18 protein-coding genes and 5 tRNA genes are annotated in these 24415 nt (G+C 43.5%); 5 read left to right on the forward strand and 18 right to left on the reverse strand.

All coding sequences use genetic code 11. The features are described 5' to 3' along the window. The first annotated feature begins 57 nt into the window (after positions 1-57). The 3 genes from SCB77_RS07285 to SCB77_RS07295 are packed head-to-tail and all read left to right on the forward strand — an operon-like array spanning position 58 to position 4423. Positions 58-2745, forward strand: a complete 2688-nt coding sequence (locus SCB77_RS07285; protein ID WP_320185774.1) for an FtsK/SpoIIIE family DNA translocase — start codon at positions 58-60, stop codon at positions 2743-2745. A gap of 1 nt (position 2746) precedes the next feature. Then, positions 2747-3391, forward strand: coding sequence for a LolA family protein (locus tag SCB77_RS07290; protein ID WP_320185775.1), 645 nt, complete (start codon positions 2747-2749; stop codon positions 3389-3391). Positions 3392-3397: 6 nt separating this feature from the next. Further along, a complete protein-coding gene (locus SCB77_RS07295) occupies positions 3398-4423 on the forward strand; it encodes a LacI family DNA-binding transcriptional regulator (RefSeq protein WP_320185776.1) in 1026 nt (341 codons plus the stop codon). Positions 4424-4432: 9 nt separating this feature from the next. Here SCB77_RS07295 and uxuA read toward each other — a convergent pair whose 3' ends face one another. Together uxuA and SCB77_RS07305 are read right to left on the reverse strand one after the other, a co-directional pair. Then, a complete protein-coding gene (gene uxuA / locus SCB77_RS07300) occupies positions 4433-5602 on the reverse strand; it encodes a mannonate dehydratase (protein ID WP_320185777.1) in 1170 nt (389 codons plus the stop codon). A 17-nt stretch (positions 5603-5619) separates the two neighbouring features. After that, positions 5620-6441: an SDR family oxidoreductase gene (locus tag SCB77_RS07305; protein WP_320185778.1), complete on the reverse strand. Its 822-nt coding sequence runs from the start codon at positions 6439-6441 to the stop codon at positions 5620-5622. 147 nt (positions 6442-6588) lie between these two features. On the opposite strand from SCB77_RS07305, the gene SCB77_RS07310 reads away from it, so the two are divergent. After that, positions 6589-7590 (forward strand): sugar kinase, encoded by a 1002-nt coding sequence (locus tag SCB77_RS07310; protein ID WP_320185779.1) that lies wholly within the window; start codon positions 6589-6591, stop codon positions 7588-7590. A 67-nt stretch (positions 7591-7657) separates the two neighbouring features. On the opposite strand, the gene rpoC is transcribed toward SCB77_RS07310, so the two are convergent. The 14 genes from rpoC to SCB77_RS07380 all read right to left on the reverse strand — a co-directional run bounded on the left by rpoC (position 7658) and on the right by SCB77_RS07380 (position 21081). Further along, positions 7658-11935: a DNA-directed RNA polymerase subunit beta' gene (gene rpoC, locus SCB77_RS07315; RefSeq protein ID WP_320185780.1), complete on the reverse strand. Its 4278-nt coding sequence runs from the start codon at positions 11933-11935 to the stop codon at positions 7658-7660. A 68-nt stretch (positions 11936-12003) separates the two neighbouring features. Continuing rightward, entirely contained in the window at positions 12004-15813 is a 3810-nt protein-coding gene (gene rpoB, locus SCB77_RS07320; protein ID WP_320185781.1) for a DNA-directed RNA polymerase subunit beta, read from the reverse strand. 162 nt (positions 15814-15975) lie between these two features. Beyond that, positions 15976-16353 carry a 50S ribosomal protein L7/L12 gene (gene rplL / locus SCB77_RS07325; protein WP_002992785.1) on the reverse strand — a complete coding sequence of 126 codons (378 nt, stop codon included), beginning with the start codon at positions 16351-16353 and terminating at the stop codon, positions 15976-15978. Between the two features lie 73 nt (positions 16354-16426). Then, positions 16427-16945: a 50S ribosomal protein L10 gene (rplJ, locus tag SCB77_RS07330; RefSeq protein WP_320185782.1), complete on the reverse strand. Its 519-nt coding sequence runs from the start codon at positions 16943-16945 to the stop codon at positions 16427-16429. A gap of 2 nt (positions 16946-16947) precedes the next feature. Continuing rightward, positions 16948-17646, reverse strand: coding sequence for a 50S ribosomal protein L1 (rplA, locus tag SCB77_RS07335; RefSeq protein WP_320185783.1), 699 nt, complete (start codon positions 17644-17646; stop codon positions 16948-16950). Positions 17647-17668: 22 nt separating this feature from the next. Continuing rightward, complete coding sequence (rplK, locus tag SCB77_RS07340; protein WP_037495627.1) at positions 17669-18112, reverse strand: 50S ribosomal protein L11; 444 nt, start codon at positions 18110-18112, stop codon at positions 17669-17671. A gap of 227 nt (positions 18113-18339) precedes the next feature. Then, entirely contained in the window at positions 18340-18885 is a 546-nt protein-coding gene (gene nusG / locus SCB77_RS07345) for a transcription termination/antitermination protein NusG (RefSeq protein ID WP_320185784.1), read from the reverse strand. A 15-nt stretch (positions 18886-18900) separates the two neighbouring features. After that, positions 18901-19095: a preprotein translocase subunit SecE gene (gene secE, locus SCB77_RS07350; RefSeq protein ID WP_274266750.1), complete on the reverse strand. Its 195-nt coding sequence runs from the start codon at positions 19093-19095 to the stop codon at positions 18901-18903. 26 nt (positions 19096-19121) lie between these two features. Further along, positions 19122-19192: transfer RNA gene (locus SCB77_RS07355), tRNA-Trp, on the reverse strand. 160 nt (positions 19193-19352) lie between these two features. Continuing rightward, a complete protein-coding gene (gene tuf / locus SCB77_RS07360; protein WP_320185785.1) occupies positions 19353-20540 on the reverse strand; it encodes an elongation factor Tu in 1188 nt (395 codons plus the stop codon). 75 nt (positions 20541-20615) lie between these two features. Then, positions 20616-20687 (reverse strand) — tRNA-Thr (locus tag SCB77_RS07365). Positions 20688-20781: 94 nt separating this feature from the next. After that, positions 20782-20854 (reverse strand) — tRNA-Gly (locus SCB77_RS07370). A 46-nt stretch (positions 20855-20900) separates the two neighbouring features. Next, positions 20901-20981, reverse strand: a tRNA-Tyr gene (locus tag SCB77_RS07375). A gap of 24 nt (positions 20982-21005) precedes the next feature. Continuing rightward, positions 21006-21081, reverse strand: a tRNA-Thr gene (locus SCB77_RS07380). A 308-nt stretch (positions 21082-21389) separates the two neighbouring features. On the opposite strand from SCB77_RS07380, the gene SCB77_RS07385 reads away from it, so the two are divergent. Then, complete coding sequence (locus SCB77_RS07385; protein ID WP_320185786.1) at positions 21390-22571, forward strand: BamA/TamA family outer membrane protein; 1182 nt, start codon at positions 21390-21392, stop codon at positions 22569-22571. Positions 22572-22602: 31 nt separating this feature from the next. On the opposite strand, the gene SCB77_RS07390 is transcribed toward SCB77_RS07385, so the two are convergent. Continuing rightward, a complete protein-coding gene (locus SCB77_RS07390; RefSeq protein ID WP_320185787.1) occupies positions 22603-23073 on the reverse strand; it encodes a hypothetical protein in 471 nt (156 codons plus the stop codon). A 29-nt stretch (positions 23074-23102) separates the two neighbouring features. Then, entirely contained in the window at positions 23103-24386 is a 1284-nt protein-coding gene (locus SCB77_RS07395) for a sensor histidine kinase (protein ID WP_320185788.1), read from the reverse strand. Between the last annotated feature and the right edge of the window lie 29 nt (positions 24387-24415).

Genomic DNA, 24415 nt, shown 5'->3' on the forward strand with positions numbered 1-24415 from the left:
CATCCGATACTCATCCTTTTTTTTTAAGTTTGTATGTAGGAGGATTATCTAATTTTCATGTCGAATAAAGGGAATACATTCAAAAGTTCCGGTAATAGCAGCAGCAAACGTAGCCCACGGAGTGCCGGAAATGTAACATATCAGAAAAAGGAACGCTTTAAGTCCTTTGAGAAATTAAATTTTTCAGAGGGACAGCGCAAAGCATTGAAGATTGCAGGTATTTTTTTAATCTTCGTTTCTTTCATATTGGCTGTATCATTTGTGTCTTATCTGTTCACGTGGAAACAAGACCAGAGTTACATCGCGCAAACCAATGGTGGATGGTCTACCCTTTTCCAAACAGCGGATGAAATCGCTGACGACGCCGTAGAGCTACCTGTTGTCGAGAATAAGCTGGGTAAACTAGGTGCCTTACTGGCCAATCAATTTATTTACGAGTGGTTTGGTGTGGCCTCATTCCTCTTCGCATTGATATTCTTTGTAATCGGATACAAATTCCTATACAAAAAATCCCTTCTTCCTGTGTGGAAGACCATTCTTTATGCGTCGGTCAGTATCATCTTTCTATCTGTTACTTTGGGCTTTCTGCAAGACTTCCTGACCGATTCCCCGCATATTTTGGAAGGGAAATTCGGTTTTTGGACCAATCAACTCCTGAAAGCTCAAATTGGCTCCACAGGAGTCGCAGCCTTATTGGTACTTGCCTACCTCACGGCCTTGATCCTAGTCTATAACCTTGATCTCAAGTGGACGTGGACCAGTCGGAAAAAAGAATCTGAAGAGGAAGAGTTGGACGAGGAAGAAGATAATTTCGATACTTTCCAGAACCAGCATGCAACCGCTGTATCAGCCAACAAAAACAATATTTTAGGGAATAGACGCCCGGCAGCATACGAAGACAACGAAGAAGAAGTCGAGTTGCCTGTTGCGCCCGCTCGTCCAAAAAGTATTAACGAGATGGCTGCAGAAGCAATAAGCAACAATGCTATCGCCGCTGCTGCTGCGCGCAAACGGGAAGAGCCTGATGTAGAGGAAGACGAAGAAGAGGATTTTACCTTCTCCTCCCCTGCGCCATCGCCGGCAGAAAATGAGATCACGCTGTCTATCGATAATGAGCTGGACGAGCTTGAGCTTGAAACCGAAGTAGACGACGGGCCGGCACTTAGCGTGGCCAAGGTTGTCGAAGAAAAAGAGATAACAGCAAACGACCTAGTGGCTCAATTTGGCGAGTATGACCCCAAGCTTGATCTATCGGGCTATCAGTATCCGACGTTGGACCTTTTGAAGGACTACGGTACAGGCAAGATTACCATCAACCAGCAGGAGCTAGAGGCAAACAAAAATCGGATCGTTGACACGTTGCGAAACTACAACATCGAGATTGAACATATTAAAGCGACGATCGGGCCGACGGTTACCCTATACGAGATCATCCCGAAACCAGGCGTCCGCATTTCGAAGATCAAAAACCTCGAAGATGATATTGCTTTGAGCTTGGCGGCATTGGGTATCCGTATCATTGCGCCAATGCCTGGCAAAGGCACTATTGGTATCGAGGTTCCGAACAGTTCACCCGAGATGGTCTCTATGCGATCGGTCTTGGCTACCGAGAAATTCCAAAAGACCGATATGGATTTGCCTATCGCTTTAGGCAAAACCATCTCCAACGAAGTATTTATTGCCGACCTATCAAAGATGCCCCACTTGTTGGTTGCCGGCGCTACTGGACAGGGTAAATCGGTGGGGATAAACGCTATTTTGACCTCGCTGCTTTATAAAAAGCACCCTGCAGAATTGAAATTTGTGATGGTCGATCCGAAAAAAGTAGAACTTTCACTTTTCAAAACGATAGAGCGTCATTTCCTAGCGAAGCTCCCTGGCGAAGAGGAAGCCATTATCACCGACACGAAAAAAGTCATCAATACGCTCAATTCCCTATGTATCGAGATGGATCAACGGTATGATCTACTCAAAAATGCGCAGGTGCGGAATTTGAAGGAGTACAATGCAAAATTTGTCGGACGCCGATTAAACCCTGAGGAGGGTCATCGATTCTTACCATTTATAGTACTCGTTGTGGATGAGTTTGCCGATTTGATGATGACTGCGGGCAAAGAGGTAGAAACGCCTATTGCACGTTTAGCACAATTAGCGCGTGCCGTGGGCATACATTTGGTGATTGCTACACAGCGCCCCTCGGTCAATATTATCACGGGAACGATCAAAGCCAACTTCCCTGCCCGTTTGGCATTTAGGGTGTTGTCTAAAGTCGATTCACGCACGATTTTGGACAGCGGTGGTGCGGATCAGCTGATTGGCCGTGGAGATATGCTCTTGAGCACCGGAAGTGATCTTACACGTATACAATGTGCATTTGTAGACACCCCGGAAGTAGACAAGATCTCCGAGTTTATCGGTAGCCAAAGGGGATATCCTTCGGCGTTCCTACTGCCAGAATATGTGGATGAAAATGGTGAAGGCAGTGGGTCGATGGATTTTGACATGAGCGATAGAGATCAATTGTTTGAAGAAGCAGCACGGCTTATCGTGATGCATCAACAAGGATCAACATCCTTGATTCAACGCAAACTGAAACTGGGCTATAACCGCGCAGGTCGTATTATTGATCAGTTAGAAGCAGCCGGTATTGTAGGCCCTTTTGAAGGAAGCAAGGCGCGTGAGGTGCTTTATCCCGACGAATACTCTTTGGAACAGTATTTGGAAACGTTGAGAAAAAATGATTAAGATGAAAAAACAGGTAATTGTGTTGATGCTTTTTTTATGGAGTACTTTGGCGGCTTTTGCGCAAAACGATCCTCCCGCACAAAAATTGTTGGATGAGGTTTCTAAGAAATATGATGCCTACAAGACCATACAGTCGAACTTTGGCTTTTCCGCACAGCAAGCCAAGGGTGAGTCTTATGTGGACCAAGGCACGTTGTTTCTGAACAAATCAAAAAATCAATATCGTATACAACTGAATAGCCAAGAGCTAATCAGCGATGGAAAAGCAACTTACAGCGTACTTAAAGAAGACAAAGAAGTACAGATTGCGGATGCGGATAACAGTTCGTCTAGCATAGGACCAAATAATCTATTCACTTTTTATAAAAGTGGATTTAAATATGTGAGTGCCGATGACGAACGTGTTGCTGGCGAAGTGCTGAATGTTATCGAGCTAAGTCCTATTGATACTAAAAACAACTATTTTAAGATCAAATTGCGTATCAATAAGAACAAGCATATCCATGATGTCCTTATCTTCGACAAATCGGGGGCTCGCTACACCTACACGATCAAGACGCTTTACGTCAACAATACATTGGCAAACAGCAACTTCACATTTAACAAAGCAAATTACCCGAACTACGAGCTCGTTGATTTACGATAAATTCCGATGGCAAAAACGACACTAAAGAGTTTAGCGGCCGTCTTGAATATGTCGGTCTCTACTGTTTCCAAGGCATTAAATGACAGCTACGAAATAAGCGAGAGCACGAAGCAGCGTGTAAAAGATTTTGCAAAGAAGCTTGACTATCAACCTAATGTGCTCGCGCAGTCACTAAAAACCGGAAAAACACAAACTATTGGCGTCATTCTGCCCAAGATGACAAGTCCATTCGAATCTCAGATTTTGGAAGGTATGCAGCTGACTGCGAGCGCCCTGCATTACAAGATTGTGATTATGAGCAGCATGGAGCATGAAGAGACTGAACGAATAGCTTTGCAGTCTATGGTAAACAAGGCTGTCGATGGCCTACTGTTTTGCCCTATCCATGAGCGTTCCAACGTAGATCTTGCCAAACAGATTTTCAATAAAACGCCTGTTGTCATTTTCGACCGAACAGATTATCCTTTGGAAACCCATAAAGTAGGCGTTTTAAATGCTGAAGGTACCTTTAGCGCGTGTAAACATTTATTCGAAATAAAGCGTAAGAAAATTGCGATATTCTGTGGTACCAACCAAGGGATCACCGCAAAACGACTTGCCGGATACAGACAAGCACATCAACAGTTTAACCTCGATGTTGTACCCGAATACATTGTGTTCTGCGCTATTAAAAGTATAGAAGACCTCCATTTACAGATGGAGCAACATATTGTGCGCTTACTGAAGTTACCGAACCCTCCAGAAGCCATTATCGGCGCTTCTGATACCATTACCACGCACCTGTTAGGTGTTTTGGCCAAATTGGAAATCAACGTGCCCGAACGTATCGCCGTAGTGGGATTTGCCAATACCGACCTGGCATTATCTCTGAATCCGTCGTTAAGTACCATTCGCCAACCTACGAAAGATATTGGCGCAATTGCCGTACGCAAGTTGGTAGAAGTCATCAATAAAACAAATCGAAGCCAAATAGAGTGGGAAGAAATAAATCTCCCGACTAGTATTCAGCTTCGACGATCGACGATTGGTTGATAGGTCGCCCTATTTATTTCTGATAATGCCGAGTTCTAGGCCACGCAATTCAGCTAAGCCTCGCAGCCTACCGATTGCAGAATAGCCCGGGTTCGTCACTTTGTGCAGGTCATCCAGCATCTGATGGCCATGGTCAGGTCTAAATGGTATAGCGATATCCCGTTTTTGATTTTCAGCAACAAGCTCCTTCATAACGGCATACATGTCCACGTCGCCGTCCAAATGGTCCGCTTCATAAAAGCTTCCCAATGCATCCCTTTTTACATTACGTAAGTGTACAAAATTGACCCGATGTTTTACTTTTTGGAACATCGCGACTAAATCATTTTCAGGCCCCGCACCCAGCGATCCAGTACAAAAGCAAACGCCATTGAAAGGTTTATCGACGCGGCTGATGATCGCCTCGAAATCAGCAATGTTGCTGGCGATCCTAGGAAGGCCAAGAATAGGATATGGCGGATCATCGGGGTGAATAGTCATTTTTATTCCCTCACGCTCACATACCGTAGCTATGCCATTTAAGAAATACGCTAAGTTATCGCGTAATCCGTCAAAGCCGATTTCTGCGTATATCGCGATACTATTCCTAAGATCTTCTAATGAAGGATCTTTCTCGCCCGGTATGCCCATGAGTACGTTATTTTGCAAATGTTTCTTTGCGGCATCATCGTATGTTGCATAACGCTCTTTTGCGGCGGTTGCAATTTCAGCTGCATAAGAAGATAGGGCATCCGGTCGCTCCAAAATGTAGATATCAAAGATAGCCAAGTCTATCCAATCAAAATACAGAGCCTTCGAGCCGTCTTCCATCAATAGATCTAACTGTGTGCGCGTCCAATCCAAAACAGGCATAAAGTTATAACATACCGTCTTTATACCACAGTCCGCCAAATTCTGTAGCGTTTGCCGGTAGTTCTCCAAGTAATGATCCACCTGTGCTGAACGCGTCTTTATAGCTTCGTGCACCGTCACGCTCTCCACCACGCTCCATACCAGTCCCGCCTCTTCAATAATATTTTTACGTTCCAAGATATCGGTTACCGGCCATACTTCACCATGCGGAATATGATGTAGCGCCGTCACGATAGCTGTCGCTCCGGCTTGCTTCACATCTGCCAATGATACCGGATCATTTGGGCCATACCATCGCCACGCTTGTTCTAAAAATCTATTTTCCATTGTTAATCACTTATTTATTATACACCAGACCAGCTGTTGAAACCGCCATCTACAAAAATAGTCTCTCCCGTCACAAAGGCTGCAGCATCACTTAACAGGTAGACCAAAGTACCCTCTAGTTCGGATGGGTCTCCCAAACGAGAAAACGGTGTTCCTTCTACAAATTTGTTGGCACGATCGGTATAACTACCGTCGGCGTTAGTTAGCAACGTTCTGTTCTGCTCTGTTAAGAAGACTCCAGGCGCAATAGCATTGACGCGAATCTTGTTGGAATAACGTAAAGCCAACTCGGAGGCCATCCATTTTGTAAAACCATCGATTCCGTGCTTTGCGACGGTATAACCTAATACTCGCGTGATCGGGCGGCTTGCGGCCAACGAAGATATATTAATAATTGATCCGACGCCCTTTGCGGCCATCACCTCGCCGAATACCATCGTCGGAATAATCGTACCGTAGAGATTTAATTCTATGGCCTTTAGCGTATGACCGATCTTGTTGTCAAAAATACTCTCTTCGGGGCCTATTGTTGCTCCGGCAATATTACCTCCGGCAGCATTTACCAAGCCATCGATGGTTCCCCATTTCTCCAATATACGATCTTTCGCTGACCGCATAGAATCTTCGTCTAACACATCGGCTACGACCGCGAAAGCATCACCGCCCAAGGTCTGCACCAAGCGAACGCGTTCGTTTGCCCGCTCTTCATTTCTGCCGATAATACATATTTTAGCCCCAGCTTCGGCAAGGGCCTTTACAAAAGCTTTTCCTAAGATCCCTGTTCCCCCAGTCACTACCACAACCTTCCCTTTTAAGGAAAATCTATCTAGAATATTCATAGTATGATTTTGAGTTTATAAGCCCCAATAATAGCTAAATTTTTATCTATATACAGTGCTATAGCGGTATAATTCACGATAACGATTTCGTAATAGCGGCAGAAAAAACAAAAAAATAACGCTATTTTAACCGACATAAAACAAACTATGATGAACCGTATCTTATCCTTTGGAGAAATCCTCATCCGACAGCAAAGCCTAGGAGCAAGTTTCTTCGACCAAAAGAACAATAAACTGGAAATTTTCCCCGGTGGCTCAGAAGCCAATGTCGCTGCCTCGTTAGCGCAAATGGGTGACAACGTTTCTTACAGCAGTGCTTTTCCTAGCAACGCCTTGTCGACAGAGATTTTGAGTATCCTGCAAGGATTAGGTGTGGATACGGAGAAATGTATCTCCAGTGGAGATCGAATAGGTTCTTACATATTGATGTCGGCAAATGGCCTATCTAAAGGCGAGGTAATCTATGATCGGAAGTACTCAAGCTTTAGCCAATTGACGGCCGCTGATTTGGATATAGATCAACTGTTCGAGGGCGTCACATGGTTTCATTGGACAGCGCTTAGCCCAGCGCTAAATCAGGATATGGCGAAGTTGATGGAACTATTGTTAAGAAGTGCGTCCGAGCGTGGTATAACTATTTCTGTCGACCTCAATTACCGCAGTAAATTGTGGCAATATGGGCAGGAACCTCTATCGGTTATGCCTGCACTGGTTACCTATTGCGACGTCATCATGGGCAATATTTGGGCGGCTAACAAAATGTTGGGCACAGCCGTAGATGAAAATCTGGACCGTAATACCACGAAAGAAGCTTATTTAGAGGCCGCACAGACATCAGCAGCAGCAGTATTCAGCAGATACCCGAAGTGCAAACATATTGCGTACACTTTCCGCTTTATGGATAGCCCACAACATAATCTGTTTTATGGCACCTACCACAACAGAAGCGTAGATGTGTACTCCAAGACGCTAGAAACACAACAAGTGATCGACAGAATTGGCAGTGGAGATGCTTTTATGGCGGGTCTTATACATGCATTGGTGCATGACATGACACCACAAGAAATTGTAGATACCGCTACGGCAGCTGGCTTTCACAAGCTATTTATAAAAGGTGATTTTGGCGATGGACAAATCAGTTGGTTTTAGCCAAAGCCTCAAAAACAAAAAAAGGGTAGCGAAAATCGCTACCCTTTTCTATGTTTAGTCACAACGACTAGTCCTCCTCTTTAGAAGCTAAAAGTTGATCGTATTCTTCGCGAGAACCCACGATAATATTGCCGTACTGACGTAAACCCGTACCTGAAGGAATCAAGTGACCTACGATTACGTTTTCTTTCAATCCTAACAAGTCATCACGCTTACCAGCGATTGCTGCCTCGTTAAGCACTTTCGTCGTTTCCTGGAAGGACGCTGCCGAGATAAATGACTTGGTACCCAAAGATGCACGTGTGATACCTTGCAATAAAGGACTCGATGTAGCGGAGATCGCGTCGCGAACCTCTACTGTTTTCAAATCTTGACGTCTCAACGTAGAGTTTTCTTCACGAAGCTTACGCATCGTTACGATTTGACCCGGACGTAAAGTTTTCGAATCACCAGCCTCAACAACCACTTTCTTGTCGAATAGTGAATCGTTTTCTTGCATGAAATCCCACTTGTTTACAGCTTCTTTTTCCAAGAATCTCGTATCACCTGGATCCTCGATATTTACTTTCTGCATCATTTGGTGAACGATGGTTTCAAAGTGTTTATCGTTGATTTTTACCCCTTGTAAGCGGTAAACCTCTTGGATACCATTCACGATATATTCTTGTACTGCTGCTGGCCCTTTGATCGATAGAATATCACCAGGAGAGATCGAACCATCAGACAATGGCATACCCGCTTTCACGAAGTCATTATCTTGTACTAAGATGTGTTTAGAAAGCGGAACCAAGTATTTCTTGATCTGTCCATCTCTAGACTCGATAGAAATCTCACGATTACCACGTTTCACGCCACCTAAGGTAACGATACCATCGATTTCGGTAACAACAGCTGGGTTTGAAGGATTACGCGCTTCGAACAATTCCGTTACACGTGGAAGACCACCCGTGATATCTCGGGTTTTACCTGTAGCACGTGGAATCTTCGCCAAGATGGTACCTTCTTTGATTTTCTGTCCGTCTTGAACCGAAACGTGGGCACCAACTGGAATGTTATACGAACGTAATGTGTCGCCAGTCAAATCCGCAATCTTGATTGTCGGGTTTTTCGTTTTGTCACGCGTTTCGATAATAACTTTCTCCTTGTGACCAGTCTGTTCGTCAGACTCATCGCGGAATGTTACACCTTCGATAATCGCTTCGAACTCGATTTTACCACCAAATTCAGAGATGATTACCGCGTTATATGGATCCCAGTCAACTAGGTTTTTACCTTTTTCTACTTTATCGCCTTCGTTTACATACAAGTTGGCACCATAAGGGATAACTTGGTTGTAAAGAACTTTCTTATCATCGCTAACAATGCGAATCTCGCCTGAACGACCGATTACCACTTGGTAAGGGCCATCTTCGCCTTCTTTCGCTACAGAGCGCACGTTTTCAAATTCGATGTTACCATCATATTTCGCCACGATACTAGAATCAGCAGCGATGTTAGATGCCGTACCACCCACGTGGAACGTACGAAGTGTCAACTGTGTACCTGGCTCACCGACAGACTGTGCGGCGATTACCCCTACAGCCTCACCTAGCTGAACACGTTTGCCCGAAGCCAAGTTACGACCGTAACAACAAGCACAAACACCGCGTTTCGACTCACAGGTCAATACCGAGCGAATCTCCACACCTTCGATACCAGCAGCTTCGATCTCTTCCGCTACTTCTTCCGAAATATCGATGTTTGCAGCGATGATCAATTTACCTGTCTCCGGATGGAATACATCGTTCAACGGTGTACGACCCAAGATTCTGTCATACAACGGCTCTACGATATCATCGTTCTCCTTAAGGGCTGTTTTATAAATACCTCTTAACGTAGCACAATCTTCTTCTACAACGATCATATCCTGCGCTACGTCATGCAAACGACGAGTCAAGTAACCCGCATCCGCCGTTTTCAAGGCCGTATCGGCAAGACCTTTACGCGCACCGTGGGTAGAGATAAAGTACTCCAATACGGAAAGACCTTCTTTAAAGTTGGATAAGATCGGGTTTTCGATGATCTCTCCACCGGAAGTACCAGACTTCTGTGGTTTCGCCATCAATCCCCGCATACCGCATAACTGACGAATCTGCTCTTTCGATCCACGAGCTCCAGAGTCCAACATCATGTAAACAGAGTTGAAACCTTGGTTGTCGTTGGAAAGGATATCCATAACGTGTGCCGTCAATTTGTTGTTGATACGCGTCCAGATATCGATGATCTGGTTGTAACGCTCATTGTTGGTGATGAAACCCATGTTATAGTTATTCTTCACCTCATCAACTTCGTTCGTTGCTTGCGTAATCAAATCAACTTTGGCAGCTGGGATATTTAAATCTTGCAAGTTGAACGACAAACCACCTTTGAAGGCCGTTTGGAATCCAAGCTCTTTCATATCATCCAAGAACTGTGCTGCACGAGCCATACCCGTATTCTTCACAATCTCTCCAATGACATTACGCAATGATTTCTTGGTCAACAACTCGTTGATAAAACCAACCTCTTCAGGTACTACCTGATTAAAGATTACACGGCCTACTGTTGTTTCAAGTAATGTATCAACGATTTGTCCTTCTTTATTTTTTGCTTTGGTTTTAACCTTAATAAAAGCATGCAAGTCAATCTTGTTCTCGTTCAAAGCGATAATAACCTCTTCTGGAGAATAAAAGATCATGTCTTCACCTCTTACAATATGGCTTTCTACTGATCTGCGGCCTTTCGTGATATAGTAAAGACCCAAAACCATATCCTGTGAAGGAACCGTTACCGGTGAACCGTTCGCAGGGTTAAGGATATTGTGCGACGCCAACATCAAGATTTGCGCTTCCAAGATTGCAGCATTACCTAAAGGTAAGTGAACCGCCATCTGGTCACCGTCGAAATCGGCATTGAACGCTGTACATACCAATGGGTGTAACTGAATCGCTTTACCCTCTACCAACGTAGGTTGGAAGGCCTGAATACCCAAACGGTGAAGCGTAGGTGCACGGTTTAATAATACCGGGTGACCTTTCAACACATTTTCTAGGATATCCCATACAACAGGATCTTTACGGTCAACGATCTTTTTGGCCGATTTTACAGTCTTCACGATACCTCTTTCAATCATCTTACGGATGATGAATGGTTTGTAAAGCTCCGCAGCCATGTCTTTAGGAAGACCACATTCGTGCAATTTCAAGTTAGGTCCAACGACGATTACCGAACGAGCCGAATAATCCACACGCTTACCCAACAAGTTTTGACGGAAACGACCTTGCTTACCTTTCAAAATATCCGATAGGGATTTCAACGCACGGTTACCTTCGGTTTTCACCGCATTCACCTTACGTGAATTATCGAATAACGAGTCTACCGCTTCTTGCAACATCCGTTTTTCGTTACGCAAGATAACTTCTGGCGCCTTGATCTCGATCAAACGTTTCAAACGGTTGTTACGGATAATAACACGACGGTACAAATCATTCAAATCGGAAGTCGCAAAACGACCACCATCCAAAGGCACCAATGGGCGCAACTCTGGTGGAATGATAGGCACGATCTTCACGATCATCCATTCTGGACGGTTCTCGATACGACCGTTAGCACCACGGAAAGCTTCCACCACGTGAAGTCGTTTTAACGCTTCGTTTTTACGTTGTTGTGAAGTTTCGTTTGCTGCTTGGTGACGTAAGTCGTATGACAACTGATCTAAATCGATACGTTTCAACAACTCTTCCATCGCCTCAGCACCCATTTTAGCTACAAATTTCTGAGGATCTGTATCGTCAAGGTACTGGTTTTCTTTCGGTAATGTATCTAAAATATCTAGGTATTCTTCTTCCGTCAAGAAATCCATGAATGAAATGCCATCCTCTTCTTTGATACCCGGTTGGATAACCACGTAACGCTCGTAGTAGATGATCATATCCAATTTCTTGGTTGGAAGACCTAGTAAATAACCAATTTTATTTGGAAGGGAACGGAAATACCAGATGTGTGCTACAGGAACCACCAAGCTGATGTGTCCCATACGCTCACGACGTACTTTCTTTTCTGTAACTTCCACACCACAACGGTCACACACGATACCTTTATAACGGATACGTTTGTATTTACCACAGTGACATTCGTAGTCCTTTACAGGACCAAAGATACGCTCACAGAATAAACCATCACGTTCTGGTTTGTAGGTACGATAGTTAATCGTCTCTGGTTTGGTAACTTCACCACTTGAACGCTCCAAAATAGTTTCTGGAGAAGCTAAGCTGATCGTAATCGATGTGAAGTTACTTTTGATTTTATTATCTTTTTTGTAAGACATACTTTATAAAAAGTTAAAGCTGTATAGAGAAGCCTGAGAAGTCCGAAAACATCTCAGGCATCTTGATATTAATCTAATGTGATATCTAAACCTAAACCGCGTAGCTCGTGTACCAATACGTTGAACGATTCTGGTACAGATGGCGTTGGTAAATTGTTACCCTTAACGATTGCCTCGTAGGTTTTCGCACGACCAACCACATCATCGGATTTCACCGTTAAGATTTCCTGAAGGATGTTAGACGCACCGAATGCTTCCAATGCCCAAACCTCCATCTCACCAAAACGCTGACCACCGAACTGTGCCTTACCACCCAATGGCTGTTGCGTAATCAAGGAGTATGGTCCGATAGAACGCGCGTGCATCTTATCATCTACCATGTGTCCCAGTTTAAGCATGTAGATCACACCTACGGTTGTCGGTTGGTCAAAACGATCACCGGTCAAACCGTTGTACAAGTATGTTCTACCAGAAGCTGGCAATTCCGCTTTCGAGATCCACTCTTCTACCTCACCCATTTCAGCACCGTCGAAGATTGGCGTAGCGAACTTCATACCCAATTTCTGTCCGGCCCAGCCTAATACGGTTTCGTAGATCTGTCCAAGGTTCATACGTGAAGGTACCCCTAGTGGGTTCAACACGATATCAACTGGCGTTCCATCGGCCAAGAAAGGCATATCCTCATCACGTACGATACGTGCAACGATACCTTTGTTACCGTGACGACCCGCCATCTTATCCCCTACTTTCAACTTACGTTTCTTAGCTACGTAAACTTTAGCCATCTGCACGATACCTGAAGGAAGCTCATCGCCCACGGAGATCGCAAATTTCTCACGTTTAAATGCACCCAATTCCTCATTGATCTTGATGTTGTAGAAGTGTAACGCCAATTTGATCAACTCGTTCTTATCGTCATCTGTTGTCCAACCCGTTGGGTTGATATGCGTATAGTCTAAGTCTGTTAAGATCTTTTGTGTAAACTTCGCTCCTTTAGGTACCAACAGCTCTTTGTAAACATTGTATACCCCTTGGCTAGTTTTACCGTTCACAACCGTGAACAATTTCTCTACCAAACGTTCTTTCAAGATCTTCGCAGCTCTATCGTGTGCCACTTCCAGTTTATCCAAAGCTTTTCTTTCGACTTCTTTAGACATCTTTTTAGCACGAGAGAACAATTTGGTATCGATAACCACACCTTTCAATGATGGAGAAGCCTTCAAAGAAGCATCTTTCACATCTCCAGCTTTATCACCAAAGATCGCACGAAGAAGTTTCTCTTCCGGTGAAGGATCAGACTCCCCTTTAGGGGTGATCTTACCGATCAAGATATCACCACCGTTAACCTCAGCACCGATACGGATGATACCGTTCTCGTCAAGATCTTTGGTTGCTTCTTCCGAAACGTTAGGGATATCAGCTGTTAATTCTTCTTCACCACGTTTCGTATCACGCACTTCCAATTCAAACTCTTCAATATGAAGAGAAGTGAACAAATCTTGCGATACCACACGCTCTGAAATCACGATCGCATCCTCAAAGTTGTAACCTTGCCAAGGCATGAATGCCACTTTCAAGTTACGGCCAAGCGCTAGCTCACCATTCTCGGTTGCATAACCTTCACACAATACCTCACCTTTACTTACCTTTTGTCCTTTGATAACAATAGGCTTCAAGTTGATACAAGTATTCTGGTTGGTTTTCTTGAATTTCGTTAATCTATATGTTTTTACGTCGTCATCGAAAGAAACCAAACGGTCATCTTCGGTACGCTCGTAACGGATTTTAATTTCGTTTGCATCAACGTACTCCACCACACCATTGCCTTCGGCGTTGATCAAGGTACGCGAGTCAGATGCCACGCGAGCCTCCAAGCCTGTACCAACGATCGGTGCACTAGGGCGCAACAAAGGCACCGCTTGGCGCTGCATGTTGGATCCCATCAAGGCACGGTTGGCATCATCATGCTCCAAGAAAGGAATCAATGATGCGGCAATCGACGTAATCTGGTTAGGCGCAACGTCCATGTAGTCCAAACGTTCTGGCTCGATAATCGGGAAGTCACCCTCGTATCTCGCTTTTACTTTAGGATCTAGGAAGTTACCTTTATCGTCATACTGCGCGTTGGCCTGTGCAATAGTTTTATCGTCTTCATCTTCTGCAGATAGATAAACAACGGGCTGGTCAACGACAACTTTACCGTCTGCTACCTTACGGTATGGTGTTTCGATAAAGCCCAAGTTGTTGATTTTCGCGTGTACTGCCAAAGAAGAAATCAAACCGATGTTTGGTCCCTCAGGAGTTTCGATGGTACAAAGACGACCATAGTGCGTATAGTGAACGTCACGAACCTCGAAACCAGCACGCTCACGGGAAAGACCTCCAGGTCCTAAGGCTGACAAACGACGCTTGTGCGTGATCTCCGCCAATGGATTGGTTTGGTCCATGAACTGCGACAACTGGTTTGTTCCGAAGAACGAGTTGATTACAGATGATAGCGTACGCGCATTGATCAGGTCAGTCGGCGTGAACACCTCGTTATCACGAATGTTCATACGCTCACGGATGGTACGAGCCATACGAGAAAGACCAACACCGAATTGTGCATACAACTGCTCACCTACCGTACGTACACGACGGTTAGATAAGTGGTCAATATCATCCACCTCAGCTTTTGAATTGATCAAGTTGATCAAATACTTCACAATAGCAATAATATCTTCGCGGGTTAACACTTTGATATCATCTGCAGTACCCAATTTCAACTTGCGGTTGATGCGGTAACGACCTACATCGCCTAAGTCGTAACGCTTGTCCGAGAAGAACAAACGATCGATGATACCACGAGCGGTCTCCTCATCAGGTGGTTCTGCGTTACGCAACTGACGGTAGATATGCTCCACAGCCTCTTTTTCAGAGTTTGAAGTATCTTTTTGTAATGTATTATATATAATGGAGTAATCCGCATTGTTTGATGCATCTTCTTTCGCTAGGATAATAGATTTAACACCTGCGTCAATGATCAAGTCAATGTGGTCTTCCTCTAAAACTGTTTCACGTTCTAAGATTATCTCGTTACGATCGATAGAAACCACCTCACCTGTATCCTCATCCACGAAATCTTCGATCCATTTTTTCAATACCCTAGCTGCCAAACGGCGACCAACGTATTTCTTAAGACCAGACTTACTAACTTTAACCTCATCTGCTAGATCAAACAATTCAAGGATATCTTTATCCGAATCGTATCCGATCGCACGTAACAAAGTAGTAACTGGGAATTTCTTTTTACGGTCGATGTAAGCATACATGACGTTGTTTACGTCCGTTGCAAACTCGATCCAAGATCCTTTAAAAGGAATTACCCTTGCAGAATAAAGTTTAGTACCATTTGTGTGTCTACTCTGACCGAAGAATACACCAGGGGAACGGTGCAACTGAGAAACGATTACACGCTCTGCTCCGTTTACCACGAAGGTACCTTTTGGAGTCATGTAAGGGATCGTTCCCAAATATACATCCTGTACAATGGTTTCGAAGTCTTCGTGCTCTTCGTCATTACAAGATAACTTCAATTTTGCCTTAAGAGGAACGCTATAAGTTAAACCGCGCTCAATACATTCTTGAATGTCGTAGCGAGGAGGATCGATAAAATAATCCAAAAACTCAAGCACAAAGATGTTTCTTGAATCAGAAATAGGGAAGTTTTCTGCGAAAACCTTGAACAGCCCTTCCTGATGGCGATTGTCAGAAGTAGTTTCTAATTGAAAAAACTCCTTGAAAGATTGCAATTGCACGTCCAAGAAATCCGGGTAATCGATTACCTTCTTACTTGTAGCAAAATTCACTCTTTCGTTTTGAATATTATTGTTTGCCAAGGGAATAAGAATTTTAGTTTAAAAAAACTGAGCCAACTATGCTGTAATCATGTATTTGTCAAATGTCAGCACCCATTTGACACATGTAATAATATAAATAGGAATAGACTCTGGCAAAATATTGACAGAGTCTAAACCTTTAAGGTGCTTTAATATGTGAGATTACTTGATCTCAACAACAGCTCCAGCTTCTTCTAATTGTTTTTTCAACGCTTCAGCTTCGTCTTTAGAAACACCAGCTTTCAATTCTTTAGGAGCGCCGTCAACTAAATCTTTAGCTTCTTTCAATCCTAAACCAGCTAGGTCTTTTACTAATTTAACTACTGCCAATTTCTGACCACCAGCTTCTTTCAAGATAACGTCGAATGAAGTTTTCTCTTCAGCAGCAGCAGCGCCACCTTCAGCAGGAGCAGCAGCAACTGCAACAGCAGCAGCAGCAGGCTCGATACCGTACTCGTCTTTTAAGATATCAGCTAATTCCTTAACTTCTTTTACTGTTAAGTTTACCAACTGTTCAGCAAGTTGTTTTAAATCTGCCATTTTATTTTGAATTTTTGAATGTACTTAAATAATGTTTAATTAATACACGAACTTATATTATAGAGGGCGTTCGTTAGCCTCTTTCTTCTAAAGCTTTTACTAATCCTGCAATCGTATTTCCACCCGATTGAAGAGCTGAAATAACATTTTTCGCTGGTGATTGAAGTGCTGCGATGATGTCTGCAACAAGTTCGTCCTTAGATTTAAGGGTAACTAATGCATTCAATTGATCGTCACCTACGAAAGCTGTCTCTTGAATATAAGCTGCTTTCAATACTGGCTTCTCACCAGTTTTACGCAACTCTTTGATCAACTTCGCAGGAGCATTTCCTGTTTCAGAGAACATTAATGTAGAAGCACCTTTAAGTACGCTACGTAGTTCTTCTGAATCGATACCTGCTTCAAGCAATGCTTTCTCAATCAAGGAGTTTTTCGCTACTTGAATGATGATGCCTTGATCGAAACATTTACGACGAATGTTATTCACCTTGTCTACAGTTAAATCAGCAGTATCTGTAATATAGAAATTACCATAAGATTTAATCTGTTCGGCCAAAGCTTGAACAATTTCTTGTTTTTCTTCTTTTCTCATGATTAAATTCCTGCTACTGATTTAGTTTCAACATGAATACCAGGACTCATTGTTGAAGAGATGTGAATACTCTTGAAGTAGGTTCCCTTAGCTGCAGATGGTTTCAAACGAGCAAGTGTTTGCAACACTTCCAATGCGTTATCATAGATTTTATCTGCTTCGAAGGACACTTTACCAACTGAAGTATGGATGATTCCTGTTTTGTCAACTTTGAAATCAATTTTACCAGCCTTAACTTCGGTTACAGCTTTACCAACTTCGGTAGTTACTGTTCCTGTTTTAGGGTTAGGCATCAAGTTTCTAGGACCTAAAATACGTCCTAATTTACCCACTTTAGCCATCACACTAGGCATAGTAATAATGATATCAACGTCAGTCCAACCACCTTCGATTTTGCTGATATAGTCATCAAGACCTACGAAATCGGCACCTGCTGCTTTAGCTTCTTCTTCCTTATCAGGAGTACACAATACTAAAACGCGAACAGTTTTACCAGTTCCGTGAGGTAATGTTGCAATACCACGAACCATTTGGTTTGCTTTACGAGGATCCACGCCTAAACGAACGTCGATATCCACAGAAGCGTCAAATTTAGTCGTAGTAATCTCTTTTACCAAAGCCGCAGCTTCTTGCAAAGAGTACGCTTTACCAGCTTCAATTTTGGATAGTGCCGCTTTTTGATTTTTTGTTAATCTAGCCACTTTCTTAAACTGATTTCGTTAATTAATTGTTCCAAGGAGCGTTACCGGAAACGGTAATACCCATACTACGTGCTGTCCCAGCGACCATTTTCATAGCCGACTCTACAGTAAATGCGTTCAAATCAGGCATTTTATCCTTAGCGATCGTTTCAACTTGCTCCCAAGTAATAGAAGCAACTTTCTTACGGTTAGGCTCGCCAGAACCACTCTTCAACTTAGCAGCATCTTTCAACTGCACAGCTACTGGAGGAGTTTTGATGATAAAATCAAATGATTTGTCACTGTAAACTGTAATGACAACAGGCAATACTTGACCTGGTTTGTCTTGCGTACGGGCATTGAATTGCTTACAGAAATCCATGATATTCACCCCTTTAGCACCCAATGCAGGTCCTACTGGAGGTGATGGATTGGCAGCACCGCCCTTTACTTGTAATTTTACTAACGCACTGACTTCTTTTGCCATTTTGTTTTGAATTTAATTGTTAAATGTTTGTTAGTAAGTTGGAAGCTCAAACGTAACATTTATTATTCGAAAGCTGTGCGGCTATACACCAACACAACCAAACGAGGTGCAAAGATATATATAATTCTGATTAGAACAAAAAAAGAAATAAAAAAATTATTTCTTTTCTATCGAACAATGTTGTTCTATAAGTGGCATAAAAAAACCCTTCTTCAAAGGGCTTTCTTTTATTCTTTTTCGACTTGCATATAGTTAAGCTCTAATGGTGTCTTACGACCAAACACCTTAACCATAACCGTCAATTTCTTTTTATCTTCATGAACCTCTTCAATCTCTCCCGTGAAGCCATTGAAAGGACCATCGTTCACTTTCACCGTCTCACCAACGTAGTAAGGAACATTCATGCTCTCTCCTTGTTCGGCCATCTCATCAACCTTACCCAAGATACGGTTAACTTCAGACGGACGCAATGGAATCGCATTGCCGGCTTTATCGCCCAAAAATCCGATCACACTATTCAAATTCTTTATCGCGTGTTCAATCTCGCCATCCAGCGAAGCTTCGATCAATACATACCCTGGGTAGTAGTTACGTTCTTTTGCCACTTTCTTGCCATCACGCATCTGGTAATATTTCTCCATAGGTATCAAAACCTGAGGAACTAAATGTTGAATACCCAAGCGACTTACTTCGGCTTCTACATATTGCTTTACCTTCTTCTCTTTTCCACTAACGGCACGAACTACATACCATTTTAACGATTGATCTGCCATAAAACTAACTGCTATTTAGGAGGTAATTCCGTACAACAACTCTAATAGATTGCTTGACGCCTTATCCATCACAAATACGAGAAGTGCAATAAGGATTGATGCTACAAGTACTACCACTGCAGAGCTTTGCAATTGAGCCCATGTAGGCCAAGTTACCTTCTCGGTAACTTCGATGTAGGACTCTTTAAAAAAATCAAGTACTTTAGCCATTTTTTAGTTTACCTAAATTATTTTAGCACGGGCACCAGGACTCGAACCCAGACCAAAGGTTTTGGAGACCTTCGTTCTACCTTTAAACTATGCCCGTGTAGAATTTGTTTACTGCTGCAAATATAGCGTTTAAGCCGTATTGGCGCAAATATTTTTATGTTTTTTTTGCGTTTTTTTACCCTCTACGCTAAGAGAAAAACAAGCTAATCAGCCTCAGCCAATTAGCTTGTTTTTGTATAGTAAGCGAATCTAAAAGATTACGCTAAGATTTCAGTTACCTGACCAGCACCTACTGTTCTACCACCTTCACGGATAGCGAAACGTAGACCTTTTTCCATAGCGATCGCGTTGATCAACTTCACAGTGATTGTGATGTTATCACCAGGCATAACCATCTCAGTACCTTCTGGTAAAGAAATTTCACCTGTTACGTCTGTCGTACGGAAGTAGAATTGAGGACGGTATTTGTTGAAGAATGGAGTGTGACGACCACCTTCTGCTTTTGACAATACGTAAACCTCAGCTTTGAAATCTGTGTGAGGAGTTACTGTACCTGGTTTACAGATAACCATACCACGACGGATATCAGTTTTCTCAATACCACGCAACAATAAACCTACGTTATCACCAGCTTCACCGTAATCTAAGATCTTACGGAACATCTCAACACCTGTTACTGTAGATTTCAAGTTCTCAGCACCCATACCTAAGATTTCAACTGGATCACCAGAGTTGATTACACCTCTTTCGATACGACCTGTAGCAACTGTACCACGACCAGTGATAGAGAATACGTCCTCGATAGGCATCAAGAAAGGTAACTCAGTCAAACGTGGAGGAATTGGAATGTAGTTATCTACAGCATCCATCAATTCCATGATTTTGTCAACCCACTCAGGCTCGCCGTTCAACGCTCCTAATGCAGATCCTTTAACTACTGGAATATCATCACCTGGGAATTCGTAGAATGATAATAATTCACGAACTTCCATTTCTACTAAGTCTAACAACTCTTCGTCGTCTACTAAGTCGGTTTTGTTCATGAAAACAACTAGAGCAGGTACACCTACCTGGCGAGCCAACAAGATGTGCTCACGAGTTTGAGGCATAGGACCGTCAGTAGCAGCTACAACGATGATAGCACCATCCATTTGAGCAGCACCAGTAACCATGTTCTTCACGTAATCCGCGTGACCTGGACAGTCAACGTGTGCGTAGTGACGGTTAGCTGTTGAATACTCAACGTGTGCAGTATTAATTGTGATACCACGCTCTTTCTCTTCAGGAGCAGAGTCAATTGAATCAAATGAACGAGCTTCTGACAAACCTTTATCAGCTAATACTTTAGTGATAGCGGCTGTAGTAGTAGTTTTACCGTGGTCAACGTGGCCGATAGTACCAATGTTTAAGTGCGGTTTACTACGGTCAAATTTCTCTTTTGCCATGTTTATGCGAATTAGTAATTATAAAATATTTCTTATTTAATCCTTATTACAAAAGTAAAAACTTTTGGTTTAATGAGCCAAAGATGGGATTTGAACCCACGACCTCTTCCTTACCAAGGAAGTGCTCTACCCCTGAGCTACTTCGGCTTTCCTAAAAGCTTATCTACAGATAAATGCCTCCACCTTATTTAGATACTTTCATCAAAAAAAGACAGAGACTTAATCAAATACTAAAAAAATGAGCGGAAGACGGGTCTCGAACCCGCAACCTATAGCTTGGAAGGCTATCGCTCTACCAATTGAGCTACTTCCGCTTTTTTGTTCGAAACCTATTACTAGGTTTCGAACGTTTAAAAAGTGTGGAGGGAGAAGGATTCGAACCTTCGAAGCCGAAGCAACGGATTTACAGTCCGTCCCATTTGACCGCTCTGGAACCCCTCCAGACCTGCAATCGAAATTGCATTTTGGAGCCTCTTATCGGGATCGAACCAATGACCTACTGATTACAAGTCAGTTGCTCTACCAGCTGAGCTAAAGAGGCATATTTATTTAAAAAACTCTCTTTTTAAGAACTTCTATCCTTTCAGATAGCGAGTGCAAAAATCTCATTTACTTTTGATATTTGCAAGTTTTTTAAAAACTTTTTTTTATCGTGTTAAAGAACTCTTTTCTTATCATTTCCGAACCGTATAACCCTGTTCGTTTTTGATGATGCAAAGATAGTCACTCTACCGAGACTTCAAAAATATTTTGCAAAAAAAACCGCCCTTTTCGACCATATACTTGATATGCAAGGAAATAATTTACATCTTGCACCGCATTTTTTAAGTAGCTCCTACATCGATATTCATGAAATTGACATTAAACTTCAAAAAGATACTATTCTACGCGCTCACCCTCTTTAGTTTTTCAGCTATTCCAGCCCATGCACAAGACAGCATTCCAACAAAACAGGATAACAATTTAATAAAAAAACTGATCAAGCAATTCCTCTCCTCCGAGAACGATTCGTCTCGTGGAGGCAGCCTTATCATCCTGCCGGCAGTAGGCTATGCGCAGGAGTCGGGTTTCGAATACGGCGTAGCTGGCACCTATAATTTCTATTTGGACAAATCCGACCTGAACAGCCGTACTTCAAATATTACCTTAATTGGTACCTTGACCACCGAAAAGCAGAAAAATATAAAACTTACCTCGGATATTTGGACCAAGAACAACGATTACCATATACTTTCCGAACTCCGCTATCGTGACTGGCCTTTTAACTTCTATGGCCTTGGCTCCGACACCTGGTTGGCTGATGAGGATTTCATCGGGCAAAAGCTTATCCGAGCCAAGATCGATGTCGAAAAAAGAGTAATCCCTAATCTTTACGTGGGTGCCAATGTCAACTACGAGCATTTTCGCTTTGACGATCGCGAAGCTGGCGGCGTGTTCGACCAAGATATAGTCTTGGGCAAGCTTGGCGGGCAGTACCTCGCCTTGGGTGTATCTTCTTTATATGACACCCGAAACAATACGACCTATAGCACCAAAGGTGTTTATGCGCGATTAAAATACGACTACTCACCCAACTTCTTCGGAGGCGATAACTTTACTGGAACGGAACTGGAGGCAGATCTGCGCGCCTTTAAGGAACTGGCACCTACGCTCACGCTCGCCGGGCAAGTGGTTTATCGTGGCACCTTTGGGAAGAACGTTCCCTTCTATGCTTATCGCGACTTGGGAGGCGACATGACCATGCGGGGCTACTACCTCGGACGCTACAAAGACCGTAATTATGCTACCGCCCAAGCAGAATTACGCTACCGCTTTATGTCGCGCTTCGGCATCGTGGGCTTTGGCGGAACCGGTGGAACCTTCTCCCCAGAACGCAGCTTACGCTTAGTGCCTAGCTACGGAGCGGGCATACGCTATTTCTTCAGCTTGGAGCACAATAGCACCATCCGTTTTGACTATGCTTTTGGCGAGAAGAGACCGGGAGAACAGCGACAAAAAGGATTTTACCTCAGCATCAGCGAAGCTTTCTAACAAAGGTTGCAGGCAGACAACGAGCTTGGCTCTATCGGCAATAGGGGTAACGTAGCACAAAATGCTCCTTGCGTTGTCCTTCTCTATGCATCAGTATACCGAAATGGAACAGATCGACACTCACCACCACCCGATGGTCAGCTACCATATTATTCCATAATCTCGTCGCTTTGTGGGGCTCGTGCACGATGATGACCGTCCCATGTTCCAACAAGGAAAGCGAAAACTTCGTGGAAACTTGATGTAGATCTACCCAAACGGCATCTGCCTGCTTGCCCGCTTCAAAAACCTGAAGTTCTTGCAGTTCAAGAGACGATAATACCGCGGCTAAAAGCGACCCGTAACGCCACGGAAAATAGGTCGGAAAAATAACTTCAGGTTCCACAGGTGGTTTCTTTGCATAAATCACCTGCTCTGCCAATCGATAAACGAAGGGCGAATGTGTTCCATGCCGACTATTTGCCGTCAGAAAATGTTTGACAAGTGCCCAGTAATACCACATATTGCAAAAATACAGCTTTTACCAAAGCATCAACCCGGAAACTGCAAAATGAAGCTACTGCCCTTCCCCTCCTGACTTTCCACAAATAGGCTACCCTTGTGCAACAGCATAATCTGCTTGCTCAGCGTAAGTCCAACGCCACTACCCGATTTCTTGGTGGTAAAGAATGGCGTAAAAATCTGTTCCTGTATATCTGCCGGCATCCCACAGCCATTATCCTGCATCTTGATCACCGTATAGCCGTCACGGCTCAGACCGGCAATACTGATGTAAGGTGCATCCACGTCCTTAACCGCCTCAATAGCATTTAGCAGCAAGTTGATTAAGGCCTGTTCCACCAAGTTAACATCCGCTTTCAGCACCAGCCGCGTATCTTTCAGGATAATATCAAACTCTATGGTCTTTTGTAATAAAGTCGGCTCCAGCAGTTGGTAAATATTTTCGAAAAGCACCTTCAATTGGATTTCTTGCATATTAGGTTCATCCACCCGGTTGATGAGGCGATAGCTCTTCGCAAACTGCAACAAGCCTTCACTCCGTCTTTTTATCGTATAGATCCCTACCTTAAGGTCATCGATATCTTCCTCGCCATAGCCTTTCTCCAATCTATCGTGCAAGGTCTCCGCCAATGAGCTGATCGGCGCTATGGAATTCATGATCTCGTGCGTGAGCACGCGCAACAATTTCTGCCAAGCCTTTGTTTCTGTCGCGTCGATTGCTTCATTGATATTCTGATAAACCACAATACGAAAAGTACCGTCTTGTGTTTCAAACTCCGAGCCGTGCATCAAAAGCTTGATCTTGCCCACCGCCGAACTGGCCGTTTCCATCTGCTGCGCCCCCAGTTTCATGTGGATCGTCTTTTCATACAGCTCTTGGTGCCGCTTCGTCAATCCACGGATGTTACCCAAGTGGGGTGTTTGGAAGAGCTGCTTAAAGGCATCGTTTATCCAGATCACCCGCCCTGTATCGGATTGATAAAAGATAATCGCCGAATCGAGCATGTTGATCACCTTATTGAGGTACTGGTGCTGAATCTCCTTGTCTATACTGATTTGTTTGTACACCTGATTGACCTGATTAAACGCCGAAAAAAGCTTCCCTTCCAGCGTTTCCGGTTGCTTGACCGCAAAACGGCGGGTAAAGTCTCGGTAGCGTACAGCCTCCGCAAAATCCAGCACATGCTCGATCAATTTGCGTTCCGCGCTGAACCAGCGATAGCCGATCAGCAGCCAAAAGAAAAACAACAGTACGCTATACAAATACAGCTTCAAAAATATCAGGTAGGCAATGCCCACCGCCGCTACCGACAAAAAAACTAGTTTTAAAAAAAAGAAAAATC

Source organism: Sphingobacterium bambusae (assembly GCF_033955345.1).
GTDB lineage: Bacteria > Bacteroidota > Bacteroidia > Sphingobacteriales > Sphingobacteriaceae > Sphingobacterium > Sphingobacterium bambusae.